This is a genomic window from Desulfosporosinus lacus DSM 15449 (assembly GCF_900129935.1).
In the GTDB taxonomy this organism is placed as follows: Bacteria; Bacillota; Desulfitobacteriia; order Desulfitobacteriales; family Desulfitobacteriaceae; genus Desulfosporosinus; species Desulfosporosinus lacus.
In genome coordinates this window covers 564347-580026 of record NZ_FQXJ01000003.1, presented here as the reverse complement: position 1 = coordinate 580026, position 15680 = coordinate 564347, and the positions used below count along the sequence as shown (strand labels likewise).

Sequence of the window (15680 nt, the reverse complement as noted above, 5' to 3'; positions counted from 1 at the left end):
GCTGGTTTTACTGCGACAGCCTATTATGATTAGTCTTCTTCCGGATAATCGACAACTTGCACTTTATCTTCTCCGCCGAAATCCTCTTTGAGCCACTTGAGTAGGGACAGCGACAAGATGATGATAATTGCTATAATGGGTATACTTGTGGCAACCGATGAAAGCTGAACAACCGATAATCCGCCCACCATCATGATAGCCACCCCGATCACTGCAAGGAGTACACACCAGAAAAGTCTCGTCCAGAGGGGAGATTCCTGATCATTTCTAACCTCTTTGCAAGAAATCATGGAAATAATAAAGGCATTGGAATCAATGGTAGTAGCTTGGAAAATAAGCATTACAAATAGGAAATAAGGAATCACAATTTGGGTTAAGGGTAAGGTATGCAAGACTGCGGAAATCATTCCCGCGGGACCGGCGTCCTTCATAATCTGATCAAGGGCCATCCCTTGATTAATCTGAAGATCTACTGTATAGCCGCCGAACACTAAGAAGAACAGTGAACAGCCGATGGACGTTACAACCATCATATTTATAACAACGTTTTTGATCGTTCTCCCCTTGGAGATCCTGGCAACAAATAAGCCGAAATACATAGCCCATGCTGCCCACCAGGCCCAGTAAAATACTGTCCAGTCTTGAGGAAAACCGGATTTGGTAATGGGATCAGTATATAAACTCATCCGTAAAAAGTTAGTAGCTAAAACCCCTAGGTTGTCAACATAAAGTGATAACATAAATAGGGTTGGGCCAACAAGCATGACAAAAGCTAATAATCCCATACATAACCAACTATTTAATTCCGATAACTTTTTGATTCCGCTATTTAAGCCGGATAAAGCACTATAGGTAAATGTTGCTGCAATCACCAGGGTGACCGCAATTTTTACCGTCATAGTATCTTCAATACCCAGATAACCGGCGCTGACAGCCGACATCATTGGTACAACTGTTCCTAAGGTTGTTCCTAATCCCCCGACCAAACCGAGCACAACAAAGATATCGATAGCTTTGCCAACCCATCCATCTACCAGATTCCCCAATAATCCCCGGCAAGCATAGCTTGGGTAGAAGTAGGGTTTTTTTCTAACATAAATCATGTAGGCAAAGGCGATGGCCCCTGGGACAAAGATAGCCCAAGCCGAAAGACCCCAGTGAAATATTCCATAAGCAAGAGCGAATTGCCCAGCTTGTGCTGAAAATGGTTCAGCCCAGTAAGGAGGAAACTTAAGATAATAAAGAGGCTCAGCCATGGTCCAATAAACTAAACCTGCGCCAACACCGCCTGTGAACATCATTGATATCCAGCTGAAGTCTGAGAATTCAGGTTTATCATCTTTTCCGCCTAATTTTACATTGCCATATCTGCCAAACGCCAACCAAAGTGAAAACACAACACAACCCAAAGCAAATAATAACCATAACCAGTCCATATTATAGGTTATAGCTTTTAATATGACTGAAACATAGGGTTGCAGCTCTGTACCAAAAATAAGCATTGGGGCATATAACAGAACACATAAAATAGCACTGCCCCAGAAAACAACAGGATTAATACGAGCATATAGACCTTTAGACTTCTCTTGTGACAAGTTATTCACCCTTTCTTGTGATTTAATCTGAGAACCGGGTTTAAGATTGAAACGATAATCAACTTTAATTAGTTAGTCTGTCCAAGGGCTTGGGGTCATATTATGGCACCCATATAAAAATTAATAAATCGAAATAAGACCGTTAACTTTTCCCCCTTCATGAATTTAAGTTTTAATTGTGATTTCCATCACTTATTTGCAGATTATAAGGTAATATAGGTTTATCTGTAAAATACTTAGTGATTATGCCCCCTATAGTTAATATAGAGAAGGCTTATTAAATTTTCCTATAGTTAAATCTTTACAATTAACCACGATCTCCAATAATAGGTCTAATGATTATTGTTTTCTTACTTTGTTATCTGAATAACTCATAGTATAATGAGGAGTAATAGTTAAGTTCAAAACTCATAAAATAAATTCCGAATCCCAAATTAAGCTATCAAGGATGGTTAGAAATATGCGCTTAGAACAATTATCCTATTTAATTGCTGTCCATGAATCTAAATCAATCTCATTAGCTGCCGAACGCTCTCATATATCCCAACCTGCGCTTAGTTCTGCCATCAGTAAATTGGAAGATGAACTGGGTGTTGTTCTGTTAAAAAGAACAAATGCTGGCGCTTTTCTTACAGAAATGGGAGAACAAATTATTATTATAGCCAAAGAAGTGCTTAATAAGGTTGATGAGATCAAATCCATCGCCCAAGGAGATTCATTTGAGTTAACTGGAAATATCTCAATTGCAGTAGAGCCAAGCATAAATATTACAGTAATGCCTGATATATTAACAACGTTTAAACACAATCATCCTAAAGTTAATGCCATTTTAAAAGTCGGAGAATCGAATAATATTTTGCGAGATGTTCAATCAGGCAAAGCCGATTTTGGCATCATCTTGAAAACTGATGCTTTCTGCAGTTCGAAAGATATTAACTTTAAAGAATTGTTTTCTGATGAATTTGTCATTATTGCTGGGAATAACTGCGAAATGACCATGGGATCGACCACAATGTCTCTCGAAAAGGCTCTTTCTTTGCCTATACTTTTGTACAACACCGAGTACATCACCAATTGCGGAGTATCCAGTGTGTTGCAAAAGTATGGTGATCTTAATGTTTCTTACAGGGTTGACAACTTAGAAATGATGGAAAAGATCTTATCCCAAGGAAAAACCATTGCGTTTGTCCCTCAATTTATGGCGGATGAATATGTCAAATCTAATATGATAAAAAAGGTAACTCTAAGTGATGCTCGTTTAGAGGTTTCAATTATCCTAATTTGGTTGAATCGACACCATCTTTCCATGGTCGAAAAGGAATTTATTAAAGTCATCAAAACCGTCTGTTCTTTAAAAATGCAAAGATAACCTTGGCTATCCAACAACCCCATTTAACGGTTTCCAAGGATGCCAATTTGTTAATAACACACGAAGGCTAAATTTACCCTTTCGCATCAAAAGGGCAAATTTAGCCTTCGTCATTTTGTCTAGCCATTCGTTATTTTTATTGTGAAACACCAAAATCGCGTCAAAAAAATGTAAATTTTAGATTTTTTCACACTTTTTGCACCAGATATTTTATAGAAATTAACGTAATTCCTATTCTGGCAAGCCTCAGTTTTGGATAGTAACAAGGAACTCAGCCCTTATTTTCGCTGTCAGACAGATGTTTTCTTCTGTATGCCTTAGGGGTCATATTCATTTGCTGTACGAAAACGCGATTAAAATAGGATGGATCAGTGAAACCACATTCACTGGAAATGCGATAGGCGGGATAGCTGGTTGTCTCCAACAATTTGCAGGCATGATCTATCTTTAATTTATTGACATAATCTATATAGGTAACCCCTACTTCTTTTTTAAAGATGCGGCTAAAATATTGGGGATTCAAAAAAACGTTGGACGAGACTAATTGCAGGGGCAATTTTTGTTTAAAGTTATCGTGTATGTATTTTAATGATTTTTCAATAGCATATATCTGATTAGTTTCTTGTTCCACAATTTCTTCGTCGGCATGTACCTGGCACGCAGCCACACTAGTCAACAGATCATGGAATACTTTCTTAAAAACGGATGGTTTAACGGGTTTGAGCAAGTATTCCTGAACGCGGAGATGAATTGCTGTCTGTGCATAAGAAAAGTCTGAGCAGGCCGATAGAATCATAACGCATGCCTGGGGAAGAAATTTCCTTATCTCCTGAAGGGCCTGTAAGCCATCCATTTCAGGAAGAAGTATATCCATGACTATTATGTCCGGTCGACACCGTTTAGCCATTTTAACAGCCTGTGTACCGCTTTCACAGGTGATTATTTTATCTGTAGGGAGGAGTTCTTCGGCCACAATCGCTTTGAGAAATTCCAATTCGAGTAATTCATCTTCCACAATTAACACTACGCTCATCACTATCGCCTCGCATTGGGTTTGCTTGGAATCGAGATCGTGACAGTACTTCCACTATAGTCTGATTTAGTGATTTTTAGCCCGTATTGTTCTCCGAAATATCGTTTCAAACGTTTGTCCGTACTGCGAAAACCTATTCCCAGCTTATTTTCCGATTGTTGCAAACCTTCAAGGACTTCTTTGGGGAAACCATTCCCATTATCCATAACAGAAATATTAATGTTATCTTGATACTTTTCGGCATAAATTTTTATTTTGCCCCCGTCCCTCTTAGGAGTAATCCCATGGATTAGAGCGTTCTCAACGATGGGCTGTATGATCATATTGGGTATTCTATAGGCCTTAATCTGATCTGCAATGTCAATGTCATATTCCAAACGATTTTTATATCTTACCTTCTGAATATAAAGGTATTTTTCGATATTATCCATCTCGGCTCCGATGGTGTGTAACTCATCGTCTTGCTTTAAGTTGTACCTCAATAAATCAGAAAGACAGTAAATGAGTTCTTCCGTAGTATGAGATTTTTCAAAATAAGCGATACGGGCTATGGAGTTTAGGGTGTTGAACAAGAAATGGGGGTTAATCACCAAAGACATGTTTTTAGCTTCGAGGTCGATAATCTTTTTTTCCAGCATTTCTTTTTCAATAGACAACCTTACTACAGCCTTATCCGCAGTATTGATGATGCTTTGAGAAAAGTCCTGGCCAATATTTTGGGAGATATGGTTGCATATTTGTTCATGAATTTCAATTTTATTTTCTTCGATAGTTTTTATCGCAGCAATTGATTTCGCAATAGCTGCCGGTTCAATTTTTTTCTCCTTTGCCATGGCCATTATATCAATTAGATATTTCTGATATTCACTATCCGCTGAATAAACCTGCGCCCCGACGAGATAGCCTATGGTTTGGTTGTTAATATTAACTGGCAAAAGAATATTTTCCAGTCCGTGTTGACAGATAAATCGGTCACTCTTACCTGGTTCTAATCTAGAAATATAATCTGAACATATCCGCATTTCATCTTCCTGGCAAATAAATTTGCAAAAATCGGGAGACGGATTAAATTCAAGCAGAATATTGCCTCTGGTATCTACCATCTGTAAAGAAATATTGGATAGGGATAATAGTCCACTATAGCGCGAATACAGATTGGAATCCATTAATTTCTTTAATGTTTCGTCAGTCTTGCTCATGCTCTTCGCCAAACTTCCTTTTCTATGATTAATTCTCTTTTACTTGACGGATTTTCAGGAGAACACCATTCTAAGTGTTTTCAGATTCCTGTTGCGTTTGGCTTAACAAGCTGCCCTTATAATAAAAAAGAAGACATCCGAAGATGCGTGATTCGGTTGCATTTTCATAATACAACAAATTATTTCATTATACAACATTGCTAGGAGTAGGTGTGATCACCGCTCCAGAAAAGATGAAGGTCAAAACCTCCCCTAGGAGATTTTGACCTTTGCTGTAGTGGCTTGTCTAATGGAACATTATGCTTGTTTTTTAACTTGAGGGAGCATCATTTCTACGTCACCGTGTGGACGCGGAATGACATGAACGGAGATTAACTCTCCAACTCGCTGAGCTGCGGCAGCACCGGCATCGGTTGCTGCTTTTACGGCACCTACATCTCCTCTTACCATAACGGTAACTAAAGCACCGCCGACTTTTTCATAACCAATCAGTTGAACATTGGCAGCTTTCACCATGGCGTCCGCCGCTTCAATTGCTCCTACAAGACCTTTGGTTTCAATTAATCCTAAAGCTTCTGATCTACTCATTTTTGTTTCCTCCTAAAATTTTATTTTGTGATTGTTATTTTTGAGGTTGATGCGAGCTGCATGGCATTCGCTTCTTCCGTGTCGATATGAAATTCAAGCGCCGAGGTGTTGTTGGCTCTGATGAGGACATTCGAGTAAGTTCCTCCCCGAAGTCCGTCTATTTGGATGGTTACCAATTCTCCATCCGTAACCCCAAAGTTATGGGCATTATCTAGGGTCATATGAATATGCCGCTGGGCAATCAAAACCCCTTTGGAAAGAAGGATACTTCCTTTGGGACCAATAAGAGTGATTCCCGGAGTTCCTTGCAGGTCTCCAGATGATCTCACCGGCGCGGTTATGCCGAGTTTGAAACAATCTGCCAGGAGAATTTCTACCTGAGTCTCTTTTCGCGCCGGCCCGAGGATGCGAACCTTTTCAATAGTCCCTTTGGGACCAGCCAGGATTAGCGTTTCCTTACAGGCATATTGCATGGGTTGGGACAAATCCTTGGTTTTTGTCAATTGGTATCCTGCACCAAACAAGGTTTCCAAATCCACTTGAGAAAGATGAATATGACGGTTAGATATTCCTACGGGTATGGAGCTTAAATCCGCTTTTAAATACCCCCCTTCTTTGATTGCTTCCAATAGAAGCGCTGCTAAATCGTCATACTTTCCCACGTTTAGTTACCACCTCTTTTTTTCAGGAGCAAAATAACTTCATTCACAACGTTCATAATCTGATCATCGCTAATGGCAGCAGGGCTGTTGCTCTGTGCCACGCAGGCTGAAGAGCTGGAGGTTGTGTTTTCTGTGAAGTCTTTAATTCCATAGGCTATACGTTTAATATTAATCAAGTGCATGGGGGTTACATTATCGGAGGTTGCACTTCCGCCCCAAGTACCACAACCCAGTGTAAAGGATGGGGAAAGTCCTGTACTTGCGCCCACACCGCCTTGGCTGGAGGCTGTGTTGACCAAGATCCTGAAGACAGGTTTTTCAGCGAATTTCATGACCATTTCTTGATTTTCCGTATGAATGGAAAGGCTGTGCCCTACACCGCCGTTATTCAAGAGTTTAATGCACAGGTCACAAGCTTCCTGCCAATCTTTTACGGTATAAAATGCCAGCACGGTAGTCAGCTTTTCGTAAGACAAGGGATATTCTTCGCCCACGCCCTGTTGTTCCCCTAACAGGACTTTTGTGCCCGGAGGAATGGCTATGCCGACACTGTCTGCGATAACTGCAGCGGATCTGCCTACCATTTTCGCATTCATAGCATGGCCGCGGACAAACAATTTTTTGGCAACTTGGTTTGTTTCCGCGGGGGTCATGAAGTATCCACCCTGGCGTCTGAATTCTTCCATAACCTGGTCACGCATACATTCCTCGACGATAACTGATTGCTCGGATGCACATATGGTTCCATTGTCAAAGGTTTTGCTGGCAATAATATTTTTGACGGCTTTTGTAATATTGGCAGTTCTTTCTATATAAGCCGGAACGTTGCCCGGGCCTACACCCAAGGCCGGTTTCCCTGCACTATAGGCAGCCTTAACCATGGCTGAACCGCCTGTTGCTATAATCATGGCGACTTCATCGCATTTCATGAGTTCATTGGTTGCATTCATCGAGGGTTTTGAGATACAGCCAATGATATTAGCCGGTGCACCAGCAGCTACTGCGGCATCATTCATCAGCCTAGCTGCTTGCATGGTGCATTTCAAAGCTGACGGATGCGGAGAGAACACAATCCCGTTACGAGATTTAATGGCAATAATGGATTTGTATATGGCCGTCGATGTAGGATTGGTCGAGGGAATAATCCCCATGAGCACTCCTACAGGTTCAGCGATTTCCATTATTTTATTGACCTTATCGTCTTTGATGACTCCAATGGTTTGCATGGGTTTAATGAATTCATACAGTTCTGTGGAAGCAAAACGATTTTTGAAGATCTTGTCTTCTACTTTGCCGAATCCTGTTTCCTCTACAGCCAGGTTGGCCAGAGAAACAGCATTTTCCTCTGCTGCTTTCACCATATTGCGGATGATCTTCTCAATTTGCTCGCTATTAAACTTTGCAAGTTGAGCCTGTGCCAGTTTAGCCTGACGAGCAATATTTCTGGTCTCTTGCACGGATTGTAAATCATAATCAAAGTTTTCCAATTTGCTATTCCTCCCTCCACGTCTCTATTTATTTTTACTGGCAGACAAGTTTACATATTTATGATCTTGCGCACAGGCTACTTTTGAATCTCCTGCTGATAATATCCCGTGAGTTTCTGGATCAGTAAGTCCTTGTCTGCTTTGGATATGGCTCTTCCTGCTATGCCAAGTTCTTTGTATTCTCTTGCTAAATTTCGGAGTTTCACCACAGTAATCGTTCTCAGGACGTCCAAACTTTTTTCAAGGCCGAATTCCTGTACGAAGGCATCTACCCTCTCTTTGCAGAGTTGGTTCAGCATTATTTGCGCTGACTCAATGCTTTCCTGTCTGGTTTTGGCAGGTTCCGTCAATTCTGTTGCTGTGTCCTGGTTTGGCAAGGGATCGACTATTTTGGCGGTTGGATCAGCGTCTGAAAGAAAGCTTGATTTCTCCTGTGTTGCTACTGGGATTGGTTGCTCCTCAACGGGATTTGCCCTTTCATCAACCATGCTTTCAATCTCCTGATGAGGTCTGGGAATGACATGGTGAGAAACTAAAGACAAGGGACCAATCTTTTCAACCGCAGTTACGCCTGCCTCCACAGCTGCTTTAACAGCTCCCACATCGCCGGTTACGGTGATTGTTACTAGGCCGGCACCTACAAAGGTCCTCCCCACAAGTTCCACTTGTGCCGTTTTTAGCATGACATCTGCACCTTCAATAGCGGGAATGAGCCCGTGAGTCTCAATTAGGCCAAGAGCCTGCATTGCTTACCCTCCTATTGTTGCGCCATAAGATCAGGCCAGTTTGCCGGATAGGTTACGTAAAAGAGTTTGACATAATCGGAGGAACCCCAGGTTACTTTAGAGCCATTAGGTACAAAGAGGACATCTCCCTGGTTAGCCTGATAAGTTTCACCATTGATGGTGATGGTTAGGCTTCCTTCGAGAACAATATCAATCTCTTCATAGCATAATTCCCACTCAAAGCTGGATTTTTCAATGGTCAAAAAGCCTGCGCTCATTTGGGAATCCTCTTTACTGATCACTTCACGATAAGCTACGTCGGTGCTTGAATCGCCTGTGTCAAAGGTCTCGAGGTTTACTGTTCTGCCGCGCACGATTTTAAATCCACTTTTCGGGTCACAATCTGCACGGAAAGGCATTTCTGGAGTTGAAGCAGGGACGCTTTCCAAGAGCCTATTTGCTAGTACCGCTTTTACCACTTGAAAGATCATTTCTGGGTCAATCTCGTTTTCCCGGCTGTCTTTCTTCGGCAGGCCAATCTCTTTACAGGTGTGATTTCCTTCAGCAGATGAGTCTGTAGTAAATTCCACGCCCAGTTCCTTGGCTAAATCCTTAGCTGCCGCTGTAATGATGGTATTGCAGTCTACGCAAAAGACATTTTGTCCCTTTTCCGCTGCTACTTTTACTTCGTTTGCTGAAACTAGTTTTTTCAAGTTCGCACCTCCTTTCAATCGTATCGGGTATAGAAGTTTGTGGTTGTTAATTTTAGAATAGCGATGCCCACAGTTTGTCAGAGGGCGAAGGAATTACCTCTGTATCGACTAACAAGCCCCTTTCGCGAGCAATGGATATTCCAGCTTCGATACCTGCTTCTACTGCGCCAACATCTCCGGTGAAGGTGAAGTAGGCTTTGCCGCCCAGCCCGCTGCCCAAACGTAGTTCGAGAGCTTGTACATCAGCCGCTTTTAGTACCGCATCCGCTGAAATGATCATAGAAGCTAGTGAAAAACATTCCATGATACCCAAGGCCCCGATTCCATCGGGCATGGTTGTGGCCGTGATGGCAGGGAAAATGCCCTGATGAACATTAGCAAGGATAAAGCTGTCTACCAGATATTCTCCTGCCATCTCAACACCAACGCTGATAGAGCTTTCTACGGCGGCAACGTCTCCTTTGATGATGGCAATATATTTACCTGGACAGACAGGTGTCGCACTAACCACTTCCACGTAGGCTGTTTTAAGCATTAAATCTGTTGCATTAATTCCTCTGGCAATACTCGTAAGCTCAATCATACCTATTGCACTATACATACGAACCCACCTTTATCACAATAGAATTATCGTTGATCTCAACCACAGTTCCATTAAAGCTGGAGTGAACGGCAGCTCCAAGACTGTTATCCGGAATTTTGCCAACCAGTTGACCCGCTTTCACCTGTTCGCCGATAGAGACGGTAGGGATTGCCGGTGCTCCAATGTGCTGTCGCAAAGCGATCTGAATGTATTCAGGTCGGAATTCGACCTCGGTCATGGGTGCCGGTTTATCGTAGGCTGTTAAACCGATTTTAATAACTAGACGTTTACTTGGAATAAGGCGATATTCTCTGGCGGATCTAGCTTGAAAATCCATCTGAATCGGCTGATATTTAACCCCTTGTTCTGCCAGTTTTTGCTTGAATAAGACATTGACAGATTTCGGATGAAGATTAACCGGGCAGGAGAATAATTCGCAGGCATTGCATTCACAACATAATTGGGCAATTTGTTGTTCCTTGACATCCTCTAAGTTGTAGCTCAGAGCTCGCATGACTTTATGTGGCTGCATATTGTGTCCTAGAAGATAACGAGGACACAGATCGGTACACATGCGACATTGTTCGCAGGCAGTCTTGCCTATCACTCTTGCTCGATCGGGGCTTACCGTTTTTTTACGGATGAGAAAGTGATCTTTTTTCAGGAGTACATAGCCTTTGCTTTTTTTGGTGACATACCCATCAATATTGTTCATGACAGATCCCATCATGGGACCGCCGTCTATTACGGCATAATCATCTACATTTTCCACTCCGCATTGTCCAATGACCTCCCGAACGGATACCCCCACAGGTACTCTAAAGGTCCTGGGCTGAGGAATATCACCGGCAACAGTGATGTAGGTTTCCGTGACTGGGTTGCCGGCAATGGCCTTACATATATTAAGTGCAGTTTCCGAATTGATAACCACACAGCCCACTTTCAGGGGAATAGATGCTTCCGGGACAATTCGTTGAGTTAGTTCATGAACCAGAACCTGTTCGTCACCAGCAGGATAAATATCTCGGAGTTCCATTACTTCCATATAATCTGACAATCCCAGAGCGGCGATTCTTTCTCGCATGAGGACAATGACCTGTTTGTGTTTGCCCTTAATACCGATGATGGCCTTGCGGGCTTCAATATATCGTCCCGCCGCTTCCATTCCTCTGATGATTTCATCAGGAAACTTCTCCATCAATTGCTGGTCCACTCTGAGCAGGGGTTCGCATTCAGCTCCATTAAGCAATATATACTCGGCTTTGGACGTTAGTTTGGCGTGAGTTGGAAATCCAGCTCCTCCCGCCCCAATAACCCCGGCACCCTTGACAATATTTAGTAGATCCAACGTTTTCCCGCCTCCAGTTTCTTAAAACTTGCAGTCTTCGTCAATGATTCCTACAATGACGGCATCAATCGGTACATCCTCCCGACCCAACATCTTGCGGGCCGAGCTGCCATTACAGACAATCACTCGTTCGCCAACGCCAGCACTGATGGTGTCGGCGGCGATCATGAGACGTCCGGCATCAATACCGCCAAGGACTTCCACCAACATGAATTTCAGTCCTACGAGAGAATCGGCTTTTCTGGTTGACCATATACTATCAATTACTTTGGCTGCTATCATAGAATCTCACCTGTTTTCGCTTCTTTAAATTTATATTGTATTTCCTGAATAGCAGCTTCCACCGACGACGTATCTCCGAAGATGGCGATCATAATCAGATTCTGCGGGCAATGTCCTTTAATGTCTTCTACCACTACTCCCGCCGCTTTTTCCGCAATATCAGCAGCAAAAACCATATCAATCAACCGTCCCTGAACCAGACCTATAGCATCATAGTTCTCGATAGGGATTGTTGAAGCGGAGCCTTTTCGCCGAAAGAGAATATCCACTGTCCCACTGGATGGGGATTTTATAATTCGATATTCCATGTGTGAAACTCACTCCTGTCTAAAGGATTTCCTGTGTGCAGTTAAGTGCAATACCTAAAGGGGTTACAAACATGGGGTTTTGCGGCTTATAGGTGGGAAGGTTGGTTTGTTTGGCGATAATATCTTCGATTCCTTCCAAACAGCAGGTTCCCCCTACCAGATAGATCTCTTTTACTTGGTAGTCACGTATATGGCGACTGATAATGGATGAGACTTTTTCAATGACAGGACGCAATACGGGCATTAGTTCCCTATGATTTTTGAAATCCCGCTTATATTGATCCGCATCCTCAAAGCTCATTTTATAGGCACCGGAAATGACGAGAGAAAAGTGAGTGCCGCCTGTAGGTTCATCGTCGACATGAACTACTTTGCCGTCTTTCAGAATGGCAGTTCCCGTAGTGCCGCCGCCGATGTCGACAATCGCGCCGTCTTGAATCTTGAGTACAGCATTGGCTGCCGTAGGTTCATCTAATACGTTGGTAACTTCAAAACCAGCCCCCTGGACTACATGTTTGATAGCACCTGAGTCAAGGGTAACCGTCCCAGGAGGAAGCGCCGCTGCTGCGTAGATCAGTTCAGCGCCCAGTTTCTCTTCGAGTTCCTGTTTCAATTCTTTAACTATGCGAATTGCACCGATATAATCTACCACCATGCCATCTTTGACAACACTGGCAAAACGATAGGCGCCGGCCACAGGTTGATAATTCTCATCAAGGACTGCCAGGACAATATAGGCTGTTCCCAGGTCAACACCGGTGTAATAAACGGAGGATTTATTTAAGATGGGTGTTGTGATGACTTTCTCAAAATCACGAACGAGTTGATCGCAGTATTGAAAAGTTGCATTTACATTTTCCATTTTCCACCTCCAGAAAACTTCCACATCATTATGCAGAGTATGTTAATGATCAGATTAACCCTATCAATCAGGTCTTGACGTGAACAGACTTGCTTCTCTTCGTCCCAATAGGTTTCCAAAAGTGCTGGTTCAACCTCTCGCAGGGAGGCACGCAAGTGATTTAACAGAGCAATCTCTTTTCCATTTTCCAATCCCAGGTAAAACTCACTGATGTCAATAGATTGTTTCAGATTCTCGGCTCGTGTTTTGATTTCTTCTGCCGTCAATCCCCAAAAATGAAGGTTGTCCGGGACGATCTGTTTCCGCTCAGCGTCTCGCAGGTTTCGGAAGCATTTAGCCAGTGCCATGACTTCCTCTGACAGGGCGAGATCGCCGGTGTGTAAAATTTCTGTGGCAGTCAGGATAAATAAAGATTCTATGCATTCCATTTTTCCAAGCAGCCTCAGAGTAAACCAGTTTTCCCGCACTTGAGTCCGAGTCGTCTCGTCGATTTTTAAAGTTTTGCTGTCACTGCCCTGAGCCTGTACCAGCGTGACTCGTCTGTCCACCAGAAATTGACGGGCTCCTGGGGTAATCTTTGTATCTGGTTCCAGAACATAAGTTTCAAAGGGCCCAGTTTTATATAAATCCCGCAGTTCCATTTCAGTGATGAATTTCATTGCCTCACCTGCCTTTCCTGAAATCTCCTTTTAGCAAACTTCCCATAAATTATTGCTGAAGCGATTAGATTAAAGCGGAAACCTAAAACTAGAGTGAATCAAAGACTATATCTATATCAAAAACTCATTAATTTCTGATGTTTCTTGTTTTCCAAATAAATATTGTTCCAAGGCTTCCACGCCTGTATTGTCGTTTAATGAAATCCAGAAGTAAGGTTCATCAATCCCGATTTTTTTTAACTGTTGAACACACAACTTGGAATTTTCCGGGGCTAAATCAATCTTGGTAATTATTCCAATGACTGGACAAGTAAATGTTTTGGCAAAAGCAGGCGGATATACTTCCCTGGGTTTCGATTGATCAACAAGCATGAGCACATGAGATGCAGCTTGGGCAGTTGCAATCAGATATTTATACATAGAAGCGTTTTCAAGATATGAGCCTGGTGTATCAATGGTATTCTTCCCATAAATAACATCTTGGGTCTTTTTTAAGGGCCTTGTAGAGTCATTCAAAACATTGGCCAGGGTGGATTTGCCTGATTGGGTGGGTCCGACGACCATAATTCGTTTTTTCATGTGCGTGTAATCTTGGCAGGCGTGAAGCCTAACAGCTTTTCCAGGGTGTCATTAATGGCAATCATGGCCGCTTCGACACTTGCCACATCACCGGATATAACCAGTGATCCTGTAAAACGATCAAGAAAACCGATCTCTACGTCAGAGGTCTTTGTGGCAACATCGGCTGCTATAATTGCTGTCTCACTGGGAGTGAGGGTTAAAATTCCAATCGATCCTTGTTCTTCAATGCCTAGACGTTCGTACAAGTCTTGTACGGGCGAAGCTATGATATGAGCCAGCGTGACTTGCTTGCCAGGCACGGATTCTTGGATAATACGTTTTCTGTCAAACTCATCGGCTACACTCACAAAATCCCTCCCTAAGGTATAAGTCTTTAATGTCTGATGACTTCAACTTGTAAGTCATACCCTTTTATGAACTCTTCAATTTTATCTAGCTCTTCTTCTTTGAAGCTCAAATCTTCGCTGATGGCGTATTTTAAGTCCAATTGCTTATATTTGTTAATGCCCAATTTATGATAAGGAAGCAAGTCTATACCCTGAAAGTTTTTATAATCTTTAAAGGACCGGAGAAATTCCAGAGTTCTGCGCAGGGTGTCTTCACTATCATTCAGTCCCCTGATGAGGGGCATCCTGACCTTAACTGTATGCCCGCGGCGTATGAGTTCCGTTAGGTTGTCCAGAATACGTTCATTGCGCACCCCAGTAAGTTCATAATGCCGCTCAGAATCAATTTGCTTAATATCGTATAAAAACAAATCGGTAAACTGTGCAATCATAAGCAGGGAATCCAGTTTTACATATCCCGAGGTTTCAATGGCTGTGTGTATTCCCATACGTTTGCATTCCGTCAACAGGTTGACTGCAAATTCCGGCTGTGCTGTGACTTCCCCTCCCCCAAGAGTGACTCCACCACCTGAACTGTGGTAGAAGGGCAAATCCTGTTGAATAATTTCCAGGACTTCGGAAATGGTTTTGTCTGTGCCAACAATGGATAGTGCCTGCTTAGGACAAACGGTTTCGCACTTTCGGCAACCGACACAGTCGATGCTTCTCTTGACTTTATGCTTGAGTCTTTCATTTTTGGTTTGCAGTTGCCCGTCTTCTCCATCCCGGAAATGATGTATTTGGACGGGACAAACAGGAATACAGTTGCCACAGTCAACGCACAAATCTTCTTTGAACATGACCTGATATTTTCTTTCAAGTCCCTCCGGATTTGAACACCACTTGCATCTCAGGGGACACCCTTTGAAGAAAATTAATGTTCTGACGCCCGGTCCATCATAGATGGAATACTTCTGGACATTGAAGATTCTTGCTTTTCTTTCTAAGATGCTACCGGTTTCTGTACTCATAATGTCCCCATCCCTTTAGAAATCCCTAGCGAAAATTTAAGTCTGATTCCACCCTTTGGGAAGATACTTTTTGAGAAGTCTTCTCCCCTCATCATTAATGGAGTAGTAAATGAGCAATTCTCCCTTGTCATCAAGTTCCACATCATTATCCTCAAGGATATGGTTCGCTTTCATGTCGAGGAGATGATCCGCAAAGACTTTCTTTGTAAACTGTTTTTCTGTGCCATATTCCGGTTTTAGCGCCTTCATAATCTCATCCGGGCTGGCTTTCTTTACCGTGGAAACATAATGAAGCATTCTGAAGCGCAGTGGTAAGGTGTCCGCCATG

19 protein-coding genes are annotated in these 15680 nt (G+C 42.6%); 1 reads left to right on the top strand and 18 read right to left on the bottom strand.

Translation table 11 applies throughout. The features are described from left to right. Positions 1–29: 29 nt before the first annotated feature. Positions 30–1595 carry a BCCT family transporter gene (locus BUB11_RS02875; protein ID WP_073027714.1) on the bottom strand — a complete coding sequence of 522 codons (1566 nt, stop codon included), beginning with the start codon at positions 1593–1595 and terminating at the stop codon, positions 30–32. 460 nt (positions 1596–2055) lie between these two features. Here BUB11_RS02875 and BUB11_RS02870 point away from each other — a divergent pair, with 460 nt between their 5' ends. Further along, entirely contained in the window at positions 2056–2964 is a 909-nt protein-coding gene (locus tag BUB11_RS02870) for a LysR family transcriptional regulator (RefSeq protein WP_073027712.1), read from the top strand. 271 nt (positions 2965–3235) lie between these two features. Here BUB11_RS02870 and BUB11_RS02865 read toward each other — a convergent pair whose 3' ends face one another. The 17 genes from BUB11_RS02865 to BUB11_RS02785 form a co-directional block, all read right to left on the bottom strand. Further along, entirely contained in the window at positions 3236–3997 is a 762-nt protein-coding gene (locus BUB11_RS02865; RefSeq protein ID WP_073027710.1) for a response regulator transcription factor, read from the bottom strand. A 2-nt stretch (positions 3998–3999) separates the two neighbouring features. Continuing rightward, on the bottom strand, positions 4000–5196 hold the full coding sequence (locus tag BUB11_RS02860; RefSeq protein ID WP_073027709.1) for a histidine kinase: 1197 nt from the start codon (positions 5194–5196) through the stop codon (positions 4000–4002). A gap of 297 nt (positions 5197–5493) precedes the next feature. After that, the gene (gene eutM, locus BUB11_RS02855) at positions 5494–5784 is read right to left on the bottom strand and encodes an ethanolamine utilization microcompartment protein EutM (RefSeq protein ID WP_073027707.1); all 291 of its coding nucleotides are present in this window, start codon (positions 5782–5784) and stop codon (positions 5494–5496) included. 20 nt (positions 5785–5804) lie between these two features. Next, complete coding sequence (locus BUB11_RS02850; protein ID WP_073027706.1) at positions 5805–6446, bottom strand: phosphate propanoyltransferase; 642 nt, start codon at positions 6444–6446, stop codon at positions 5805–5807. 2 nt (positions 6447–6448) lie between these two features. Beyond that, positions 6449–7933 (bottom strand): acetaldehyde dehydrogenase (acetylating), encoded by a 1485-nt coding sequence (locus tag BUB11_RS02845; RefSeq protein WP_073027704.1) that lies wholly within the window; start codon positions 7931–7933, stop codon positions 6449–6451. 77 nt (positions 7934–8010) lie between these two features. Further along, on the bottom strand, positions 8011–8679 hold the full coding sequence (locus tag BUB11_RS02840) for a BMC domain-containing protein (RefSeq protein WP_073027703.1): 669 nt from the start codon (positions 8677–8679) through the stop codon (positions 8011–8013). Positions 8680–8690: 11 nt separating this feature from the next. Continuing rightward, positions 8691–9371 carry a cupin domain-containing protein gene (locus BUB11_RS02835; RefSeq protein WP_073027701.1) on the bottom strand — a complete coding sequence of 227 codons (681 nt, stop codon included), beginning with the start codon at positions 9369–9371 and terminating at the stop codon, positions 8691–8693. Between the two features lie 52 nt (positions 9372–9423). Further along, entirely contained in the window at positions 9424–9972 is a 549-nt protein-coding gene (locus tag BUB11_RS02830) for a BMC domain-containing protein (protein WP_073027699.1), read from the bottom strand. Then, entirely contained in the window at positions 9965–11302 is a 1338-nt protein-coding gene (locus BUB11_RS02825) for a 4Fe-4S dicluster domain-containing protein (protein ID WP_073027698.1), read from the bottom strand. Before BUB11_RS02825 ends, BUB11_RS02830 begins: the two co-directional genes overlap by 8 nt. 21 nt (positions 11303–11323) lie before the next feature. Further along, positions 11324–11584, bottom strand: a complete 261-nt coding sequence (locus BUB11_RS02820) for a EutN/CcmL family microcompartment protein (RefSeq protein WP_073027696.1) — start codon at positions 11582–11584, stop codon at positions 11324–11326. Further along, positions 11581–11892 (bottom strand): BMC domain-containing protein, encoded by a 312-nt coding sequence (locus BUB11_RS02815; RefSeq protein WP_073027694.1) that lies wholly within the window; start codon positions 11890–11892, stop codon positions 11581–11583. The genes BUB11_RS02820 and BUB11_RS02815 overlap by 4 nt, the downstream gene beginning before the upstream one ends. Positions 11893–11911: 19 nt before the next feature. Beyond that, positions 11912–12754 (bottom strand): ethanolamine utilization protein EutJ, encoded by an 843-nt coding sequence (gene eutJ, locus BUB11_RS02810; RefSeq protein WP_073027693.1) that lies wholly within the window; start codon positions 12752–12754, stop codon positions 11912–11914. Next, positions 12742–13413 carry a cobalamin adenosyltransferase gene (locus tag BUB11_RS02805; RefSeq protein ID WP_073027691.1) on the bottom strand — a complete coding sequence of 224 codons (672 nt, stop codon included), beginning with the start codon at positions 13411–13413 and terminating at the stop codon, positions 12742–12744. The genes eutJ and BUB11_RS02805 overlap by 13 nt, the downstream gene beginning before the upstream one ends. 111 nt (positions 13414–13524) lie before the next feature. Beyond that, the gene (locus BUB11_RS02800) at positions 13525–13992 is read right to left on the bottom strand and encodes a EutP/PduV family microcompartment system protein (protein WP_073027689.1); all 468 of its coding nucleotides are present in this window, start codon (positions 13990–13992) and stop codon (positions 13525–13527) included. Further along, positions 13989–14342, bottom strand: coding sequence for an ethanolamine utilization microcompartment protein EutS (gene eutS / locus BUB11_RS02795; RefSeq protein ID WP_073027688.1), 354 nt, complete (start codon positions 14340–14342; stop codon positions 13989–13991). Before eutS ends, BUB11_RS02800 begins: the two co-directional genes overlap by 4 nt. 26 nt (positions 14343–14368) lie before the next feature. Beyond that, a complete protein-coding gene (gene cutD, locus BUB11_RS02790) occupies positions 14369–15352 on the bottom strand; it encodes a choline TMA-lyase-activating enzyme (RefSeq protein ID WP_073027686.1) in 984 nt (327 codons plus the stop codon). A gap of 36 nt (positions 15353–15388) precedes the next feature. Continuing rightward, positions 15389–15679, bottom strand: coding sequence for a hypothetical protein (locus BUB11_RS02785; protein ID WP_073027685.1), 291 nt, complete (start codon positions 15677–15679; stop codon positions 15389–15391). Position 15680 lies beyond the last annotated feature (1 nt).

What these genes read in the sequence shown, in the direction of transcription:
- BUB11_RS02870 (WP_073027712.1), top strand. Translation starts at nt 2,056, where the DNA reads ATGCGCTTAGAACAATTATCCTATTTAATTGCTGTCCATGAATCTAAA.
- BUB11_RS02865 (WP_073027710.1), bottom strand. Translation starts at nt 3,997, where the DNA reads ATGAGCGTAGTGTTAATTGTGGAAGATGAATTACTCGAATTGGAATTT.
- BUB11_RS02860 (WP_073027709.1), bottom strand. Translation starts at nt 5,196, where the DNA reads ATGAGCAAGACTGACGAAACATTAAAGAAATTAATGGATTCCAATCTG.
- eutM (WP_073027707.1), bottom strand. Translation starts at nt 5,784, where the DNA reads ATGAGTAGATCAGAAGCTTTAGGATTAATTGAAACCAAAGGTCTTGTA.
- BUB11_RS02840 (WP_073027703.1), bottom strand. Translation starts at nt 8,679, where the DNA reads ATGCAGGCTCTTGGCCTAATTGAGACTCACGGGCTCATTCCCGCTATT.
- BUB11_RS02830 (WP_073027699.1), bottom strand. Translation starts at nt 9,972, where the DNA reads ATGTATAGTGCAATAGGTATGATTGAGCTTACGAGTATTGCCAGAGGA.
- BUB11_RS02820 (WP_073027696.1), bottom strand. Translation starts at nt 11,584, where the DNA reads ATGATAGCAGCCAAAGTAATTGATAGTATATGGTCAACCAGAAAAGCC.
- BUB11_RS02815 (WP_073027694.1), bottom strand. Translation starts at nt 11,892, where the DNA reads ATGGAATATCGAATTATAAAATCCCCATCCAGTGGGACAGTGGATATT.
- eutJ (WP_073027693.1), bottom strand. Translation starts at nt 12,754, where the DNA reads ATGGAAAATGTAAATGCAACTTTTCAATACTGCGATCAACTCGTTCGT.
- BUB11_RS02805 (WP_073027691.1), bottom strand. Translation starts at nt 13,413, where the DNA reads ATGAAATTCATCACTGAAATGGAACTGCGGGATTTATATAAAACTGGG.
- BUB11_RS02800 (WP_073027689.1), bottom strand. Translation starts at nt 13,992, where the DNA reads ATGAAAAAACGAATTATGGTCGTCGGACCCACCCAATCAGGCAAATCC.
- cutD (WP_073027686.1), bottom strand. Translation starts at nt 15,352, where the DNA reads ATGAGTACAGAAACCGGTAGCATCTTAGAAAGAAAAGCAAGAATCTTC.
- BUB11_RS02785 (WP_073027685.1), bottom strand. Translation starts at nt 15,679, where the DNA reads ATGGCGGACACCTTACCACTGCGCTTCAGAATGCTTCATTATGTTTCC.